Annotated in this window: 17 protein-coding genes; 4 read left to right on the top strand and 13 right to left on the bottom strand. The window is 50.6% G+C overall.

From position 1 onward, the window contains the following. Positions 1–37: 37 nt before the first annotated feature. Positions 38–1,399: a YjiH family protein gene (locus WQ57_RS11150; RefSeq protein ID WP_046523846.1), complete on the bottom strand. Its 1,362-nt coding sequence runs from the start codon at positions 1,397–1,399 to the stop codon at positions 38–40. Between the two features lie 184 nt (positions 1,400–1,583). Further along, complete coding sequence (locus WQ57_RS11145) at positions 1,584–3,326, bottom strand: ABC transporter ATP-binding protein (RefSeq protein WP_046523845.1); 1,743 nt, start codon at positions 3,324–3,326, stop codon at positions 1,584–1,586. A gap of 124 nt (positions 3,327–3,450) precedes the next feature. Here WQ57_RS11145 and WQ57_RS11140 point away from each other — a divergent pair, with 124 nt between their 5' ends. The 4 genes from WQ57_RS11140 to WQ57_RS11125 all read left to right on the top strand — a co-directional run bounded on the left by WQ57_RS11140 (position 3,451) and on the right by WQ57_RS11125 (position 6,544). Then, the gene (locus WQ57_RS11140; protein ID WP_046523844.1) at positions 3,451–3,672 is read left to right on the top strand and encodes a hypothetical protein; all 222 of its coding nucleotides are present in this window, start codon (positions 3,451–3,453) and stop codon (positions 3,670–3,672) included. 85 nt (positions 3,673–3,757) lie between these two features. Further along, positions 3,758–4,447 (top strand): DNA alkylation repair protein, encoded by a 690-nt coding sequence (locus WQ57_RS11135; protein ID WP_046523843.1) that lies wholly within the window; start codon positions 3,758–3,760, stop codon positions 4,445–4,447. Positions 4,448–4,528: 81 nt separating this feature from the next. Beyond that, positions 4,529–5,386: a Cof-type HAD-IIB family hydrolase gene (locus tag WQ57_RS11130; RefSeq protein ID WP_046523842.1), complete on the top strand. Its 858-nt coding sequence runs from the start codon at positions 4,529–4,531 to the stop codon at positions 5,384–5,386. A gap of 54 nt (positions 5,387–5,440) precedes the next feature. After that, on the top strand, positions 5,441–6,544 hold the full coding sequence (locus tag WQ57_RS11125) for a PQQ-dependent sugar dehydrogenase (protein WP_046523841.1): 1,104 nt from the start codon (positions 5,441–5,443) through the stop codon (positions 6,542–6,544). On the opposite strand, the gene WQ57_RS11120 is transcribed toward WQ57_RS11125, so the two are convergent. The 11 genes from WQ57_RS11120 to pdxK all read right to left on the bottom strand — a co-directional run bounded on the left by WQ57_RS11120 (position 6,527) and on the right by pdxK (position 16,105). After that, positions 6,527–6,778, bottom strand: a complete 252-nt coding sequence (locus tag WQ57_RS11120; RefSeq protein ID WP_046523840.1) for a hypothetical protein — start codon at positions 6,776–6,778, stop codon at positions 6,527–6,529. The two genes, WQ57_RS11125 and WQ57_RS11120, sit on opposite strands and share 18 nt — an antisense overlap. 200 nt (positions 6,779–6,978) lie before the next feature. Continuing rightward, positions 6,979–7,881, bottom strand: coding sequence for a FixH family protein (locus WQ57_RS11115; RefSeq protein ID WP_046523839.1), 903 nt, complete (start codon positions 7,879–7,881; stop codon positions 6,979–6,981). Position 7,882: 1 nt separating this feature from the next. Next, entirely contained in the window at positions 7,883–8,551 is a 669-nt protein-coding gene (locus WQ57_RS11110; RefSeq protein ID WP_046523838.1) for an ABC transporter ATP-binding protein, read from the bottom strand. Further along, positions 8,548–9,342: an ABC transporter permease gene (locus tag WQ57_RS11105; protein WP_046523837.1), complete on the bottom strand. Its 795-nt coding sequence runs from the start codon at positions 9,340–9,342 to the stop codon at positions 8,548–8,550. Before WQ57_RS11105 ends, WQ57_RS11110 begins: the two co-directional genes overlap by 4 nt. Before the next feature lie 15 nt (positions 9,343–9,357). Further along, the gene (nosD, locus tag WQ57_RS11100) at positions 9,358–10,659 is read right to left on the bottom strand and encodes a nitrous oxide reductase family maturation protein NosD (RefSeq protein WP_046523893.1); all 1,302 of its coding nucleotides are present in this window, start codon (positions 10,657–10,659) and stop codon (positions 9,358–9,360) included. Then, entirely contained in the window at positions 10,656–11,222 is a 567-nt protein-coding gene (locus tag WQ57_RS11095; protein ID WP_046523836.1) for a hypothetical protein, read from the bottom strand. The genes nosD and WQ57_RS11095 overlap by 4 nt, the downstream gene beginning before the upstream one ends. 391 nt (positions 11,223–11,613) lie before the next feature. Beyond that, positions 11,614–13,482 (bottom strand): Sec-dependent nitrous-oxide reductase, encoded by a 1,869-nt coding sequence (gene nosZ, locus WQ57_RS11090; RefSeq protein ID WP_046523835.1) that lies wholly within the window; start codon positions 13,480–13,482, stop codon positions 11,614–11,616. A 25-nt stretch (positions 13,483–13,507) separates the two neighbouring features. Continuing rightward, positions 13,508–13,966, bottom strand: coding sequence for a hypothetical protein (locus WQ57_RS11085; protein ID WP_046523834.1), 459 nt, complete (start codon positions 13,964–13,966; stop codon positions 13,508–13,510). A gap of 210 nt (positions 13,967–14,176) precedes the next feature. Beyond that, complete coding sequence (gene bshB2 / locus WQ57_RS11080) at positions 14,177–14,842, bottom strand: bacillithiol biosynthesis deacetylase BshB2 (RefSeq protein ID WP_046523833.1); 666 nt, start codon at positions 14,840–14,842, stop codon at positions 14,177–14,179. Positions 14,843–14,868: 26 nt separating this feature from the next. Then, positions 14,869–15,216 (bottom strand): YojF family protein, encoded by a 348-nt coding sequence (locus WQ57_RS11075; protein WP_046523832.1) that lies wholly within the window; start codon positions 15,214–15,216, stop codon positions 14,869–14,871. 70 nt (positions 15,217–15,286) lie between these two features. Further along, entirely contained in the window at positions 15,287–16,105 is an 819-nt protein-coding gene (gene pdxK / locus WQ57_RS11070) for a pyridoxine/pyridoxal/pyridoxamine kinase (RefSeq protein ID WP_046523831.1), read from the bottom strand. Positions 16,106–16,145 lie beyond the last annotated feature (40 nt).

The raw sequence follows: 16,145 nt of genomic DNA, 5'->3' as shown, positions 1-16,145 counted from the left end.
TGCGAAAAAAGGTGCCCCAGCCGGAGCACTTTTTATCTTAAAAAATCATATGGGCAACAAGGACGACGATTGGCAGGGTAACCAAAGTACGCTGCAGGAAAATCACGAACAGTTCCCAGAAGGAAATCGGGATTTTCGATCCTAGCAGCAGTCCGCCGACCTCGGACATGTAAATCAGCTGGGTCACGGAAACCGTTGCAATGATGAATCGGGTCATTTCGCTTTCGATGCTTGCGCCGATGACGGATGGCAGGAACATATCGGCAAATCCCACAACCAGCGTTTCTGAAGCTGCTTTTGCTTCCGGAACCTGCATCAGCTCGAGCAGCGGAATGAACGGCATGCCAAGCCACTGGAAGAACGGTGTATATTCCGCGATGATCAGGGCGACGGTCCCGAGTGCCATAACAATCGGCGCTACGCCCATCCACATATCGAGGATGTTCTTTCCGCCGGCAACAAAGAAATCGCGGAAACTGCGGTTCTTGGCTGCCTGGTCAACGGCCATGCTCAATCCCCAGGAAAACGGGGTGTAGCCATCGGGAATTTTATCTTCCGAATAATGCTCCGATTTTTCCTCATAGTACGTATCGGGCTTCCGTGAAAGCGGGGGGATTCTTGGAACGATGATGGCGGCCGCCAAACCTGCCAGCGTCATGGTCAGGTAAAACGGAACAAACATATGCCCAAGTCCAACCTGGGAAATGACGACAAGGCTGAATGTGATTGATACAACCGAGAAGGAAGTTCCAATCACGGCTGCCTCGCGTTTTGTATAAAAGCCTTCTTCATACTGTTTGCTTGTCAGGAGGACCCCGATGGTGCCGTCGCCAAGCCAGGAAGCCAGCGTATCGATTGATGAGCGGCCCGGAAGCCTGAAGATTGGGCGCATGACCTTGGTCAGCAGCATGCCGAACAGCTCAAGCAATCCGAAGTTCAGCAGCAGTGGCAAAAACATTCCTGCAAACAGGAATACGGCGAACAGGACCGGAAGCAGGTCATTCAGCAGCAATCCGCCGGTATTTTCAGACCAGACCATTTCGGGTCCGAGCTGAAACAAGACCATAACCGCGAAGATGGCGCCAAGGATCCTGGCAATGAACCAGACAAGCGGAACATCGAATAGGGATTTGAAGAACTTGTTCCGCTCCATCATTTCGGGGCGGATTGTTTTCGCAAGCAGTGTGCCAATCAAGGTGATGACGATGATGGCTGTCATAATCTCCGGAAGGTAGGCCCCAAGCCAATCCTGGACCCAGCCGGAAAGAATCGCAATTGGAATAGTAATTTCCCCATTGTACGAAAGTGGGACCATAAATAAAAAGATGCCCAGCAAGGAAGGGACTAAGAACGGTAAAACATTATATATTGTCAGCTTTTTGCGTAATGCCTGTTTCAACTAAACCACCCTTAAAATACATATTTATAAAGACTTGTTCATTTTAATGCAGAATAATATTTTTGCCAACCCTTTTTACGTATCTGATAATTCCGTGTATTATTTCCCGGGATATTATTAGCTTAAACGAACTGGGAGAATATTATTGTAAAAAAACAAAATAGTCCGGATGGTAGCCGAACTTTTATGCTTGATCGCCCCGGAGCTGCTGCTGGGCAAGCTCCCTGTATAAATCATGGTTGGAAAGCAGTTCCTGATGGGTACCGATTCCGGTTATCTCGCCTTTTTCTATCACGACAATCTGGTCGGCATCGACCACTGTGGACAGGCGGTGGGCGATGACAAGGGTGGTCCGTCCTTCCATGAGCACAGCGAGAGCCTTCTGCACCAGCACCTCGGAAGCGCTGTCGAGGTTGGAGGTTGCTTCGTCAAGCAGCAGGATCTGAGGGTTGCGGATTAGTGCGCGTGCGATAGCGACCCGCTGGCGCTGTCCGCCTGAAAGCTTGATCCCCCGTTCACCGACCTCGGTTTCGTAGCCTTTGGGAAGGGATTCAATGAATTCTGCGGCATTGGCACGCTTTGCAGCTGCCCTGATTTCTTCATCTGTGACTTCCCGTTCCATTCCATAGGCAATGTTGTCCCTTATGGTGCCTGACATGATGGGGCTTTCCTGCGAGACATAGCCAATCTGGCTGCGCCATGAAGCCAGACTGAAATCATGGATTGGGCTGTTTCCAAGCAGGATGCGCCCTTGTGTTGGCTGGTAAAACCGTTCGATTAAACCGAAGATGGTGGTCTTGCCGCTGCCGCTGGGTCCAACAAAAGCGGTCGTTTTCCCCGCAGGAACCTCCAGAGAAATGTTCTTTAAAATCGGCGTTTCGTTTTCATAGGAGAACGAGAGATGTTCAAAGGAAAGGTTCTGGTCGGCATGATGGACAGGAAGCCCTTTTCCGTTGTTTTCCCTTTCGAGCGCGAGGATTTCCTGGATCCTTTCCGTTGCGCCGGTTGCTTTTTGAAGCGCCGTAAAGAAGGAGGCCATCTGCGCAAACGGCACGACGATTTGGAACATGTAAATGATGATGGCCACGAGCGAGCCAGCCGTCAGCGTGCCGGAGGCGACCCTGACGCCACCGTACCCGATGAGAATGGCGAGCACAAGCATCATGATAAAAGTCATGAATGGCGAAATCACTGCCTGGATTTTTGCTTCCTTAAGGCCGAACTGAAACAGGTGGGAAATGCCTGTGTTGCCTTTGGCTTCTTCGGCGTTTTCGGCATGATAGGCTTTTACGAGCCTGATATCGGACAGCACTCGCCCAAGGTTCCCCGAAAAGCCGGCCATTTCGTCCTGGGTGGCCTTTGAAATTTTATACATTTTCCGCCCGAGCGGCATGATGATCAGCAGGGCGAGGGGAACAGAGGTAATCATGATCAGCGTCATCTTCCAGTCGATAACCAGGAGGATGGCGACCGCACCGATGATGGATATGATTCCGGTGATAAAGGTGATTAGGTGCTGGGTGATCAGGTTTTTGACAATATTGGTGTCCTGGGTGATGCGGCTCATCGTTTCGCCAGATTCATGCTGGTCGAAATAAGGAATCTGCAGGTGCAGCACCTGGTTCCACAGCTCCCTCCTGATGGAAGCGACCACGCTTTCACCCATATACGCCAGGAAGTAATAGGAAAAAGCACCAGCGGCTGTCTGCAGGATAAAGGTGATTCCCAGAAGCACGATGATGGAAGGATCCAGGGCCGCAATCGACAACTGGTCCACCAGGTTCTTAGTAAACCAGGGAACAATCAGCCTGGCCACCGTCTCCAGCAGACTGAGGCCAATCCCAAGAGCGATCATCCACTTCGGCACATTGGCCCCCCTCATCAAATGAAAAAGCGATTTCCAATCAAGACGTCTTTCAGAACGCATGCCATTAGCTCCAGTCTATTTTATGGTTGGCTGTGTTAACGGCGATTGGTGATTGTCAATCCTGTTGATTGGAGTGGAAGGCGCGAGACTCCTGCGGGAGTACGGGTCAGGGGAGACCCCGCAGGTGCCGAAGCACCGAGGAGTAAGAAATGCGTATGCCGACTGTCCAGAAACGAGCAAACTGGAGGCTCCGACAAAGAAGCGTTCTTTGCTTCTGCAGGAGGAGCTGAAGTTTGTTGAGTTTCTAGGAGGCGAAGCAAGACAGGCTCTCCGGGCCGCCCGCGGAAAGCGAAGCGCCTGTAATGGAAATCAACAGGCTAATGTAACACAGCCAGGTTATAATTAATTGTAAACGTAACCGAAGCCAATATAAAGGAATCACCCCAGTGCCATACGGCAATAATGAAAATATTCAGGATAGAGGTAACGACATGAAAAAACTGGCGGAACAGTTAAGAAGCATGATGGCAGAAAAGGCAAATAAGGAAAATGCGGTACATATGAAGGCCTATATGAAAGGTAAATTTCCGTTCTTTGGCATCAAGACGCCGCAAAGGAGGGAAATTGAAAAACAATTCTTTACGGAAACAGGCATTCTGAAGCAGCCTTTTAGCGAGGAATTTGTCCTTTCTTTATGGGACTTTCCCGAACGGGAACTTCAGGCAGCTGCAATGGATTATATTGAAAAATTCCTTAAGCAGCTCACGAAAGAGCATTTTTATCTGATGAAGAAGCTGATTACGAGCAAATCATGGTGGGATACGGTCGACATGCTAGCGCAGAAACCGGTTGGGAAAATTGCCGCGGATCATCCCGAACTGATTCAGGAGGAAATCGAGCACTGGGCTGTGGCCAGTGATATGTGGCTAAGAAGGTCGGCAATCATTTTTCAATTGAAGTATAAGGAGCGGACAAATGAGGAGCTGCTTTACCGCTATATCACGCTCAATGCAGACAGCAAGGAGTTTTTTATCCAGAAAGGGATTGGCTGGGCGCTCAGGGAATATTCGAAGACCAATCCGGAATCGGTGAAAAGCTTTATTTCCTCCCATCGGCTTGCGCCGCTCAGCGTTCGTGAAGGAAGCCGCCATTTGCCTGCAAGGCTTTTTCCGGGAGAATGAAGACAATTCATGGTAGAATGGCACATATCCAAATTCCTGGCAGTAGTGGCGCCTGGATAAACTACATAGAAGGTGAAAAACATGATTAAGTGCATTGCAACAGATATGGATGGAACATTATTGAATTCGGCGCAGCAAATTACGGAAGAAAACAAGTCGGCAATTTTACAAGCAAAGGAACAAGGCGTTGAAGTGGTCGTGGCAACAGGCCGTTCATACGATGAGGCGATGTTTGTCCTGAGGGAGGCCGGGCTGCAGCTGCCCGCGATCTGTGTCAATGGCGCAGAAGTACGCTCCCCTGATGGCGAAGTGGTTGCGACCAATCCGCTGTCAAAGGCCCAGGCGAAGGAAGCTGCAAGGATCCTTAATGAAAAGGAAATTTATTTTGAAGTATATACGAATCAGGGGACCTTTACGGATGACCGCGATAAAGGAATCACGGTCATTGTGGACATTTTCTCTTCAGCCAACCCTGAAGCTCCGGTGGATGTCATTTTAAAAGGAGCAGAAGAAAGGTTCGAGAAAGGGCTTGTTCATGTGGTTGACAGCTATGATGAGCTGTTTGACAATGATGAGCACCAGATTTACAAGTTTCTCGCCTTTTCCTTTGATGACGAGAAGCAGGCGGAAGGCCGGGAAGCATTGTCGGTGATTGAAGGGCTGGCGCTCAGCTCATCCGGGCACTCCAATATTGAGATCACAAGCGAAAAAGCGCAGAAAGGGATTGCACTTGAAGCTTTTGTAAAAGAAAGAGGATTGGAAATGTCGGAAACGATGGCCATTGGCGACAACGAGAATGACTTGTCAATGCTCACGCGCGCAGGAAGAGCAGTGGCGATGGGAAACGCTGGGTTTGCGATTCAGGCCGAGTGTGATGTAGTAACCTCGACCAATGATGAAAGCGGAGTAGGAAAGGCGATTCTGGAAGTATTGGAATAGCAACTAGACAAACATCTTTCCGGCGCCAAATTTTTTGGTGAAAGGAATGGTTGGATGAGAGGAATCATGTTCATTATGCTGGCACTCCTGCTGGGAGCGTGCTCTAGCGGCGGTCCGGGCCAGGATGAAGCAAGCCAGCCAGGCGGGGCGAAACAGCCGGACCGGGTGGAGGAACAGGAAACAGCGGCACGGCCAGCTGAGGCGGAAGTGCTGGCAGACAATTTGAGGATTCCGTGGTCGATCAACAAGACGGGGGAAGTCTTTTATGTGAGCGAGCGTGAAGGGGCAATTGTCCGAATCGGTGATGGCGGACAGGCCAGACAGGAAGTGCAGCTGGAAAAGCCGCTTTCGGAAGCGGCAGAAGCAGGGCTGCTCGGCCTTGTGCTGGCGCCTGACTTTGCGGAGTCGAACCAGGCCTTTGCCTATTACACGTATGAAGACGGAGGTCAGTACAACCGGATTGTGCAACTGACGCTGAAAAAGGATGTCTGGGTGGAAAGTAAGCTGTTGCTTGATCAGATTCCGAGCGGCAATGTGCACCATGGCGGCCGGCTGGCAATTGGGCCTGACGGCAAGCTGTATGCGAGTGCAGGGGATGCTTCACGGCCGGAGCTGGCCCAGGATCTGGGTTCACTTGCTGGGAAGATTCTCCGCCTGAACCTGGACGGTACGATTCCGGATGACAATCCATTCGCGGATTCCTATGTATTCAGCTATGGCCACCGCAACCCGCAGGGAATGGTGTGGGATGAGGACGGGACGATGTTTGCGAGCGAGCATGGCCCGAGTGCCCGCGATGAAATCAATGTGATAGAACCAGGGAGCAATTACGGCTGGCCGGAGATCACTGGCGATGAAGAAAAGCAGGGAATGGAAAGTCCGCTGTTCCAGTCGGGCGAGAATACGTGGGCGCCTTCAGGAATGGCGGTGCTGGACGGGAAACTGTATGTGGCCGCACTGAGAGGCAGCGCTGTGCTTGAATTTGACATTGAAAAGAAAGAGAAAAGGGAGGTCGTGTCCGGCCTCGGCCGCATCCGCGATGTCATGATCCAAGACGACGAGCTGTACTTTATCTCCAACAATACCGATGGACGCGGGTCGCCGCAGGAAGATGACGATAAGCTGTATAAAATCCCTTTGTCATCGTTTAGTGAATAAATAGGAAGAGAGCAGCTGCTTGGGCTGATCGGCAACACTGCAGGCAAATCTTTTGAACTGCCTGCGGTCTTTTTTTATTGGCAGGATGTCGAACCATTTGGGGAGATAATGCCGCCTTGTCACAATTTGGACACCGGTATGGCGAATAAAACAAATAATTGATGCAATATCTTCGGGAATTGATGCAATAATCCAGGGAATTGATGCAATCCCGGAAAAAATTGATGTAATCATGTGATGAGGAGTGCTAAGCAAGGCAATTATCCTTTAAGAACGAAGTTATCTTGGATAAAACTGGCGCAATTTCGCTGTCTCTTCTTGTTTTAACCAAGAACTTCGCACCATAATTGCCTGTTTTTGTCTTTCACAACCAGCCTTGGGCATTTTTAGTTTGCAAAACGAGAGAGCAGCCATTCGGGGCTGCTCTCTTTGTGTTATAAAAGCTCGATCTTCAATGAATCCACCTGGGAAACAAGAAGCTCTTCGTATTTCTTTTCGGCGGTGAACTGGACTTCCTGCGCACTTGCTTTAGGGTTTTCCTGCTTGACCAGCTCCACGACGTCCTGCTGGACCTTTTGCGTCAGGACAATTCTTGCGTATTGCTCCTGCTGGTACTTCCAGAACTTTTCCTCTCCATATTGTTCAATCAGCTGTTTGGCAGCAGACGATTCATTGTACTGGCTGCGGACCTTGGCGATTTCATCGTTCACTTCCTGCTCGCTGGCGGTGTGGCCTTTTTCGCTTCCGAGCATTGCCATCGCCCGCAGGCGGATGATTTGCGCAATCAGCTGGTTTTGGTTTTCATTCATTTCCAGCTGCATATCCCAGTAGGCCATGGCTTCTTCTAGCTCGTCGCCGCTGTATTTTCCACGGTCGGTTTCACGAGCCATTTCGATATGCAATTCATTGATAAAAGCATAGAAATCAAGGTCTTCCTGTGTGATCCACTCGCCGTTGATGGCAGCGACGCCGTCTGCTTTTTCAACATTCATTTCGGCGACTTGTTCAAGCTGCTTGCCGTCTTTTTCGAGGGTGAACACAGCTTCCCACTTCCCGGCCATCGGCAGCTTCACTTTGGCGGCGTATGTTCCGTCTTCCTGTTCTTCCAAGGCAGCATCAAAACTTCCATGATCCATGTCCACCATGGTTAGCTGCGCTTTGATGCTCAAATCACTGACAGGGGAGCTGTTTTCCGAAACGGAGAGCACCATTTGCGACTCCTTTCCGCTTGAAAAAACAGGTTCTTTGGTGATTTCCGCTTTCCAGTCCGGTTTCCCGCTGCAGGCGGCGAGGACAAGGGCCAGCATCATAATGAGCAATAGGCTCCACTTTTTCATGTTAAAAACCTCCCAGGCGCTGTTGGATTAAAAATCCGTCTACGGTATATTTCGTCATCTTTCCTTCTTCCAGGAAAGCAACAGTGCTGCAGATCTGCTGAATTTCATCCAGATGATGGGAAGAAAGCAGGATGGTCTTGTTTTTAAGCTCTTTCAGCACTTTCAATATTTCCTGCCGGCCGATGGGATCGATGCCGCTGGTCGGTTCGTCCAGGATGATGATGCCGCTGTCGGGGTAAAGGATCACCGCCAGACCGAGCCGCTGCAGCATTCCTTTCGAGTAGCTTTTGACAGGAAAATCGCGGTCTTTCCAGAGTCCCACAGATGTGAGGATTTCCTTAATCCTCTCCTCATTTGCCTTGCCCTTCCCCGATTGGGCGAAAAACTTCATATTTTCATAGCCGGTTAAGGCTGGGTAAAGCATGAATTTCTCCGGAAGATAGGAAATTTCGTTTATCCAGCTTTTTGTTTTGGCCTGCTCCTTGCCATTGATGGCAATGCGGCCTCCCTGTGCAGGCGCGAGGCCGAGCAGGCAGTTGATGAAGGTTGATTTCCCGGCCCCGTTCCGTCCGACAAGAGCGCAAATTTCATTTTTTTCGATATTAAGTGAAACATGGTCCAGTACCTTTTTACTGCCAAATGAAAGAGTCAATCCGGATACGTCTATCATTCAAATCCCTCCTTGCGATGCATCAGGACGGCCCCGCCAAAGGAGGCGCCCAGCCAGAACAGCAGGTTGATGCTGAAAAAGATGCCTGGCGAAAGCCACATGAACGACTGCAGCAGCCTTGACATGTGCCCGAACGAGTAGAGCCCGAGACCCGACTCGAGAAACAGCCTTCCAGCCTGGATCGGGTTAAGGAAGAAGGCGGTAGAGAACAGCTTGACGTTGTCATGCGTCACGTCAGGTAGGAGTGACAGCAGGACAAAATCATGCAGGAAGAAGAAGTAGAACCATAGAATGACAGCCACCCCGGTAATCTGCATTCTGGACCGGCTGATGCTCCCAATCAGGACACCAAGCTGTGTGAAAACGAGCATGAGGCTGGCCAGGGCAGCCAGGAACAGGAAGTAATGGGACAGCTGGACATCAAAGTAGAACTTCAGCGGCACCAGGTAGACAAAAAACCAGATCAGCACGGGGCCAAGCAGGGTCGCCTGGATGCCGAGGCTCTTTTTCAGTAAAAAGCTGAGACGGCTTTCCTGTCGGGTCAAAAGCATGACCAGTGTTTTCTGCTCTTTCTCCTGGAAGACGGAAAAGCCGCCAAGGAACAGGCAAAGGATGGGAATCACATACAGCAGGCTTTCAAACAGGTTCACGAGCAGAATATAAAAGCCTTGGTCATAGCTGAATGAAGACCTTGTGAGCAATAGGATGGTGACGACGAGGATGATGGCCATGGAAAGCCAGAAACCTTTGCTTCTGATATTTTCAAGCCATTCTTTCCAGATAAAATGCATGGCGATGTCTCCCTTTTATAGAATCCTGGTTTTTAAAATCTTTGAGATAAGGAGGGCGGCGGCACCAATCAGCAGGCCGGGCCAAAACCACCCCGATCCTTTGCCGGCAGAGAGCGGATGATCATCCTCGAACATGATCTTACCGTTTCCAAAGAGCTCGTTCATTTTCTCGTAGATGGTGATTGCCGGGCTTTTCAGGAACAGGTAGGTCAGCTCCTGTTCTTCGATTTGCTGGAACAAGGCAGATTGATAGACGGCCTTGCTGTCGCCGATACCGTCCTGGTCAAGGTCGTGCAGGGGAAAGGTGCTGCCCCACATGTTTCCGGTTCCGTCCTGGCTCCAGCTGTTCCTGCCTGTTCCGCCAAGCGTCACGGCAGGCAGGGTGTTGTCGGATATTTCGTTCCCGGTAAAGACCTGGTCATTGGAGCTGGCCCACAGTTCAATCCCGATTTGGTTTTGATGGATTTTATTCCTGGTGATTAGGTTTCTTGTCGCCTGATCTATATACAACCCTCTTTGATTCATATAGAAAGTATTGTTCTCAATGTGATTGTCATTGGCAGACAATAGCAGGAGGCCGAAGGAACGGTGTCCGTAATTGAAGACGAATTGGTTGTCTTCAAGCTTGAGGCCGCTGGAATGCATGATGGCGGCTCCACCTGTATTGAATGTGAATATGTTGTTTTTAAATTCGTTTTGGTTGGAATACATGAAATGCAGTCCATACCGGGTTTTGGAGATGCTGTTGCGGTGCATCACGTTATCATTGGCATAATCAAAGAACATGCCGTCGCGCGTTCCTTCAATCTCATTATTCGAGAGTGTGTTTCCATTTGAATAGTAAATATGAAGCCCGTTGCCCTGGCCGGCGATTTCCTCTTTGCCGCTGCCGAGGACGGCAACGTGGTCGATCGTATTTTCATGTGCCTTGCTTAAATAAATGCCGTGAAAGGAGTCGGAGATTTCCAGGTTCTTCAGTGTGTTTCCATTGCTGTACACTTTGATACCGGCATACTCCTCAGGGCTGTTTCGGTCCATCGAGCTGTTTTTGACGGCAAAACCGTCCAGCGTGACACCTTCGGCGGTGACCGAGATGACATTGCCTGTTCCGTCGCCCTCGATGATGGTGCCTTCTTTTCCTAAAAGGACAAGCTGTTTGTCAATGACGATATTTCCATGGTAGGTGGCTGCCTCAAGCTGGATGGTCGCTCCTTCATCGGCAGCATTTATGAGTGCCTGGAGATCCTCCTGTGCCGCTCCCGGCCTGGTTGGGGCAAGGAGGACAAGGAGAAGGAGCAGGCCAAGGATTTTTTTCATTGCTTTCGGTCCTTCCATAATGGAATGAGAGTTAGGATAAAGGCGGCAACCACCAGATAGGAGCCTGTTCCAAGAGAGCTGTAGGTTGTAAAGTTGGCGACGATGTTTTCTCCCAGGATAGGGGGAATGAAGGGGTCCATTTCAATCGGCGCCATCGGGTCAAGGTCGGTGCCGAAGTCTTTCAGCCAGCGCCTCAAGTCCCAGACCCCCGCGGCTCCTCCTGCAGCAAACAGGGCAATGACGCCGTACAGGTAAGCTTTATTCCGGATTAGGCCAGTGAGCAGGACAAGGACGGCTAATCCGCCGATCAGCCATTTCAGAAACTGCAGTTCCGGGAAGTTCTCCTCGCTGAAGGTTTTCATGCCAATATAGTGGTTAAGAGCGTTGATGTTGTCGATTTCGCCTTCCAGTTTGTCGGGGTAGACGATGATATTAAGTCCCTCGGGATACTGAGGAGCGAAAAACTCCATCTTCCACCACGGGAAGAACAGGGAAGCTCCGACCAGCAGGGCGGCCATCACAAGCAGCACCGACGAGCATGGGGAAAGCCGTTTTTTGTTCATGGTCTGACACGCCTTTCTTTTAAAATAAGAAAGTATAAATTTCAGCACTTAGATAACTGTCCAGCTCCAGCGCCTAGCCCCTCGAGTCATAAGCCACTCCAGAATTGAAGGCAAAGAACGCCTTCTATTCTGGAGCGTCTTATGCTTGTCGGGGCTGAGCAAGGCGCTTCCGCTTTTCTAATAAAAGGGAAGGGGGCATCGGCCATTCAGCTGATACCCGTTTCCGCTAAATCTTGGATTACTGTCTAGCTCCAGCGCCCAGCGACTAGTGGACTTCGCCCACCTTCCTACGATAAGTCAACATCGAATCGCTAACGCTCTTCGTGTTTCCTTTATCTCAGTCGCCGGGCTCCAGTCCATACGTCGCTAAACGGGCGCTTCCGCTTTTCTTTTAAGGTTTTACAAGGAAGTATCCGGTCATTTCCTGGTGCAGCGCCGAGCAGAAGTTCGTGCAGTACAGCGGGAAGGTGCCAGCTTTATCGGCGGTAAATTCCACTGTATTGACCTGTCCCGGCTGGACTTCGATGTTCAGGTCGTAGCCATTGATAGCAAAGCCGTGGGTGATGTCTTGGTCAAAGTCGATATTCGTCAGGTGGATATAGACTTTGTCGCCTTTATTGACTTCAATCACATCAGGGCGTTCCGCTTTTGCATCAAAGATGAATTTGGAGCGCATTGCGATGCCATAGACATGGACTTCATTTCCTTTGCGCACGATTTTCGCGTCTTCCTGTTTGTAGACAGCGTCCTTGTTGGTCTCATCTTTATCATAGACAGAGATCGTCTTGACTTTGTCAGCCTTGATCATTTGCGCGTAATGCGGTTCCGGATTGACAGGCGCCGACTGGATGACTTCCATTTTGTCGCCGGACAGGTCGATCAGCTGCATCGATTCCGGATGTGATGGTCCGACAGACAGGTAGCTGTCCTTGGCAATTTTGTTCAGGGCAATGATGTATTTTCCGTCCGGAGCAACGGTATCGCCCTCGGCTGCGACTGAATGTCCAGGAGAATACTGTACAGGAACACGGTCAAGGGTTTCTCCTGTGGCCGGATTCCATTTAAGAATTTCAGAAGAGATGAACATGGTTGTGTAGGCCATTCCTTCTTCATCAAACTGGGTGTGCAGCGGTCCAAGCGCATTTTCCGGGTTGACTTCCCGTTCCATGACAGATTCGTACTTGATGATCGGAATTCCATTGCGTTCGCCGGCAAAGTCCTGGTTTTCGATGGCTTCGATGGCTTTTTCAAATGAGAAGACCGTCATCGCCGGTGCAAGTTTTCCGGAAGCGATAAAGTGCTTGCCGTCCGGAGTGACATCGACACCGTGAGGCGATTTGGCAACAGGGACGAGATAGATGCCACCTTTATGCTTTTCCGGGAAAATCATTTTTTGGCCGGTCACTTCATCATACTGGCCGTCTGCGATTTTCTTCTCTAGCTCGCGCCAGTTGAACAGGACGATGAAGTCGCGGTCCGCCTGGGAAGCGTTGATTTCAAGGTTGGTGGTTGCTTCTTCGGTATTGTAGGTGGTCATGACAGCCCAGTCGGCAGAGCTTTTCTTGCCGGCATCGGACAGGTCATACGACCATGGCGGCAGGGCGACCTGATAGGCAATGTCCATTTTTTCTTTTTCCTGGTCGAATGTCACAGCCGACATCACGCCGCGATACTGCTCGCTGTAATCATCGAGCGAGGCATATTCATGACCGATCGGAACGGCGAACCGGGTAGGGAGGAACATGTACTCCGTATTTTCGGTCACAAAGGCCGCACAGTGGGGGCCGCTTGTGTTTGGCACATTGATAATGTCTTTTGTCGTAAAGGTTTCAAGGTTCAGGACGGCGGCCCGGCTGTTGCCGACATCGGTCGCAAACAGGTATTTGCCGTCATAATCTCCATTTGTCTCGGAAAGGGCAGGATGGTGAAGGTCACCCCAGGTGAATCCGCCGAGCATTTCTTTCGAGTGTTTGTCATATCCGTAACCGGTCGCCGGGTCGGGAGTGAATACCGGAACGGTTCGGATATGGCGCATCGATGGCACGCCGTAGATGAACATCTGACCGGAGTGTCCGCCGGAAGCCATCAGGTAATATTCGTCTTTCTCGCCAAACGGGACATATACTTTTTCGGCATTGCTTTTGTTTTTGCTGTCTTCGGCTGTCACTGCTGGAGTACTTGGCGAGAAATCAGCAAAGAACACTGTGGCAGCCAAAAGTCCGGTAAGCAAGCCCGATACCGGAGGAATCCATTTTTTCATACAATTTGCACCACCTTATCAAAATTTATTTTTCGGAAGCTTCTTTGAGGGCATCGACAACTTGCTGGACTTCTTCATCACTCAGCGGGCTTCCGCTGATCACCCCTGACATGACGGCCGATGTCGGTGCTTTCATAAATTCGTCGAGAGGCTTGCCATGCTTATCTTCCACATTGGTGAATGCTTTGGATAAATCAGGTCCGGTAGCTCCGCCCTGCAGATTTAGCGAAGAAACAGAGTGGCAGCCGAGGCAGCCTTTCGAGGTGAACACCTCGCTGCTGGCCGATACGGTTTCAGGCTGACTGCTTTCTTTGGCTTCTGGTTCCTGCTTGCTGCTTTCCGCTGCTTGTGCAGGTGCGCTTTCCGTTTCTGCCGGTTTGGCTGAAGAAGAGGCATCCTCTTTTCCGGCGATCTCATAGCCGGCGAAGCCAATTCCAAAGCCAAGGATCGTGCAAATGATGAAACTGGCGACAGAGTTTGACATCGTTCTTTCCCCCTTTTGTTTTTGTTTACAGTTTCATCCTATCGTGTTGTAAGGGATTGGAAATGTGATGCTGCTCACTTATTGGTGTCTGCATTGTGAAGATTGTGTGAAGAAGTTGTGCGCATGGTGATGCAGAGGCGCTTTAAAGCAAAAAAAGGTGCCTGACCCCCGGCGCGTTAACGCGCTGGGGGTCAGGCACTCTTTAGTGAGTTAAAGTTTGTAGGTATAGAATTGCTCGAAGGTGAGGCGTGTCATGACTTGGGGGTCTTTGTTCTTGAGCCCTTCCGCCATGGCGTCGATCATGTATTGAGTCTGCGACTGGTGCGCCTTGATTGCGGCGAGCTTCTGGTCGGCCACGGCACTTATGTCATGGACAATATCGGCTTCACCCAGCTCATCAATCGTATTATTCGCAAACGCGACAAGATGCAGTTTCGGACGCTGCCCGGCAGGCAGCTTTGCGACCGCTGCGACAACGGCTTCCCCGGTGGCCTCATGGTCCGGATGGACAGAGTAGCCAGGATAAAAGGAAATGATCAGCGAAGGATTCAGTTCCTCAATCATATCGGTGATCTGTCCAATCAGCTTGTCGGGATCTTCAAATTCCACCGTCTTGTCACGGTAGCCCAGCATCCGCAGATCGGTAATGCCAAGGACGCGAGCAGCTTCCTTCAGTTCATGCTTGCGGATGTTCGGAAGGGTCTCCCGAGTGGCAAACGGCGGGTTCCCCATGTTCCGGCCCATTTCCCCAAGGGTCAGGCAGGCATAGGTGACCGGTGTTCCCATATTGATATGTGAAGCAATCGTTCCGGATACGCCGAAGGCTTCATCATCAGGATGCGGGAACACGACAAGTACATGCTGTTCTTTTTCCATTTGCTTTCAACGCTCCTTTTTAGGCCCTATTCAAATGCTGTTTCGCTCAGCTGCAGGGCAACGGCCAATTTTCCGTCATAATCATGGCCTGCGAGCAGCAGCCGGCTTTTACTATCGATCTCATAATGGGTGATTCCCTCGGCATATACCCAGCCAAAAGGAATTTTCAGTCCCACCCGGTAAGGCCCGGGACCAGTGATTTTGGCACGCTCATAGCTGAGCTTGGCATTGCGGATATAGGCGCCTGCCGAGAAAAACTTGTCATTAAAATGCGAAGCATAGGCTCCATTGGTCGTCTCCATATGAAGATAAACCTCTTTATCCTTGAAGCTGTCCAATGCTTCCTGCACTTCCTTCATATTGACGGGATCCATTCAATCAACTCCTTCTCCGGCGCTTTTAAAGCTTGTTCCATACGCTGGTTGTGCTGTTTCTTTCAAATGTTCAGGCTTTGCGGCCGTTTCCGAATCTGGTATAGGCGCCATGCATGACAGGCCCCACATATTGGTTCAGCTGGAAGCCGTGATTGATTGCCTCTGTAACGAATTCCTTAGCCACGGAAACAGCCTCTTCCACTGGTTTGCCCAGGCCAAGGCCGGCGGTAATGGCTGCCGCAAACGTACAGCCTGCACCATGGGTGTAGGTGGTTTCCACTTTCTCCGACTCGAACAGGGTGAATTCCTTCCCATCGTAAAGCAGGTCTACGGCTTTCTCATGATCGACATCGCTGCCCCCCTTGACCATGACATACTTCGTTCCAAGGTCATGGATTTTGGATGCTGCTTCCTTCATCTGGTCCACGTTCCTGATTGGTCCTGTCTGAGCCAGCTGCCAGGCCTCGAAAAGGTTCGGGGTGACGATCGTTGCCCTTGGAAGCAGGAATTCACGCATTGCGTCCGTATTTTCCGGCTGCAGGACCTCATCTTCGCCCTTGCAGACCATGACAGGGTCAATGACGACAGACTGAAGTCCGTGCTGGTCTATTTTCCGTGCTGCCAGTTCAATGATCTCCGGTGATCCAAGCATGCCGGTTTTCATCGCATCAATTCCGACGGATAGGATGGTGTCAAGCTGCTTTTCAACCAAATCGACAGGCTGGGGGAATACACCATGATGCCAGCCATCCGGGTCCATCGTGACGATGGTGGTCAGTGCTGTCATCCCGTAAACGCCAAGCTCCTGAAAAGTCTTGAGATCAGCCTGGATGCCGGCACCGCCGCTGGAATCCGAGCCTGCAATTGTTAGAACCTTCTTCATTGTCATTGCTTCTTGCCTCCCTGAAGTCTTCTTATTAATAAGGCCA

Origin of the sequence: Mesobacillus campisalis (genome assembly GCF_000986785.1) — a bacterium.
Taxonomy (GTDB): Bacteria; Bacillota; Bacilli; order Bacillales; family Cytobacillaceae; genus Mesobacillus_B; species Mesobacillus_B campisalis.
This window is presented reverse-complemented; position numbering and strand designations above follow the sequence as displayed.

Bases quoted from the DNA above. Each gene is read 5' to 3' on its own strand.
- WQ57_RS11145 (WP_046523845.1), bottom strand. From the start codon at position 3,326: ATGCGTTCTGAAAGACGTCTTGATTGGAAATCGCTTTTTCATTTGATG.
- WQ57_RS11135 (WP_046523843.1), top strand. From the start codon at position 3,758: ATGAAAAAACTGGCGGAACAGTTAAGAAGCATGATGGCAGAAAAGGCA.
- WQ57_RS11130 (WP_046523842.1), top strand. From the start codon at position 4,529: ATGATTAAGTGCATTGCAACAGATATGGATGGAACATTATTGAATTCG.
- WQ57_RS11125 (WP_046523841.1), top strand. From the start codon at position 5,441: ATGAGAGGAATCATGTTCATTATGCTGGCACTCCTGCTGGGAGCGTGC.
- WQ57_RS11120 (WP_046523840.1), bottom strand. From the start codon at position 6,778: ATGATTACATCAATTTTTTCCGGGATTGCATCAATTCCCTGGATTATT.
- WQ57_RS11115 (WP_046523839.1), bottom strand. From the start codon at position 7,881: ATGAAAAAGTGGAGCCTATTGCTCATTATGATGCTGGCCCTTGTCCTC.
- WQ57_RS11110 (WP_046523838.1), bottom strand. From the start codon at position 8,551: ATGATAGACGTATCCGGATTGACTCTTTCATTTGGCAGTAAAAAGGTA.
- WQ57_RS11105 (WP_046523837.1), bottom strand. From the start codon at position 9,342: ATGCATTTTATCTGGAAAGAATGGCTTGAAAATATCAGAAGCAAAGGT.
- nosD (WP_046523893.1), bottom strand. From the start codon at position 10,659: ATGAAAAAAATCCTTGGCCTGCTCCTTCTCCTTGTCCTCCTTGCCCCA.
- WQ57_RS11095 (WP_046523836.1), bottom strand. From the start codon at position 11,222: ATGAACAAAAAACGGCTTTCCCCATGCTCGTCGGTGCTGCTTGTGATG.
- nosZ (WP_046523835.1), bottom strand. From the start codon at position 13,482: ATGAAAAAATGGATTCCTCCGGTATCGGGCTTGCTTACCGGACTTTTG.
- WQ57_RS11085 (WP_046523834.1), bottom strand. From the start codon at position 13,966: ATGTCAAACTCTGTCGCCAGTTTCATCATTTGCACGATCCTTGGCTTT.
- bshB2 (WP_046523833.1), bottom strand. From the start codon at position 14,842: ATGGAAAAAGAACAGCATGTACTTGTCGTGTTCCCGCATCCTGATGAT.
- WQ57_RS11075 (WP_046523832.1), bottom strand. From the start codon at position 15,216: ATGGATCCCGTCAATATGAAGGAAGTGCAGGAAGCATTGGACAGCTTC.
- pdxK (WP_046523831.1), bottom strand. From the start codon at position 16,105: ATGACAATGAAGAAGGTTCTAACAATTGCAGGCTCGGATTCCAGCGGC.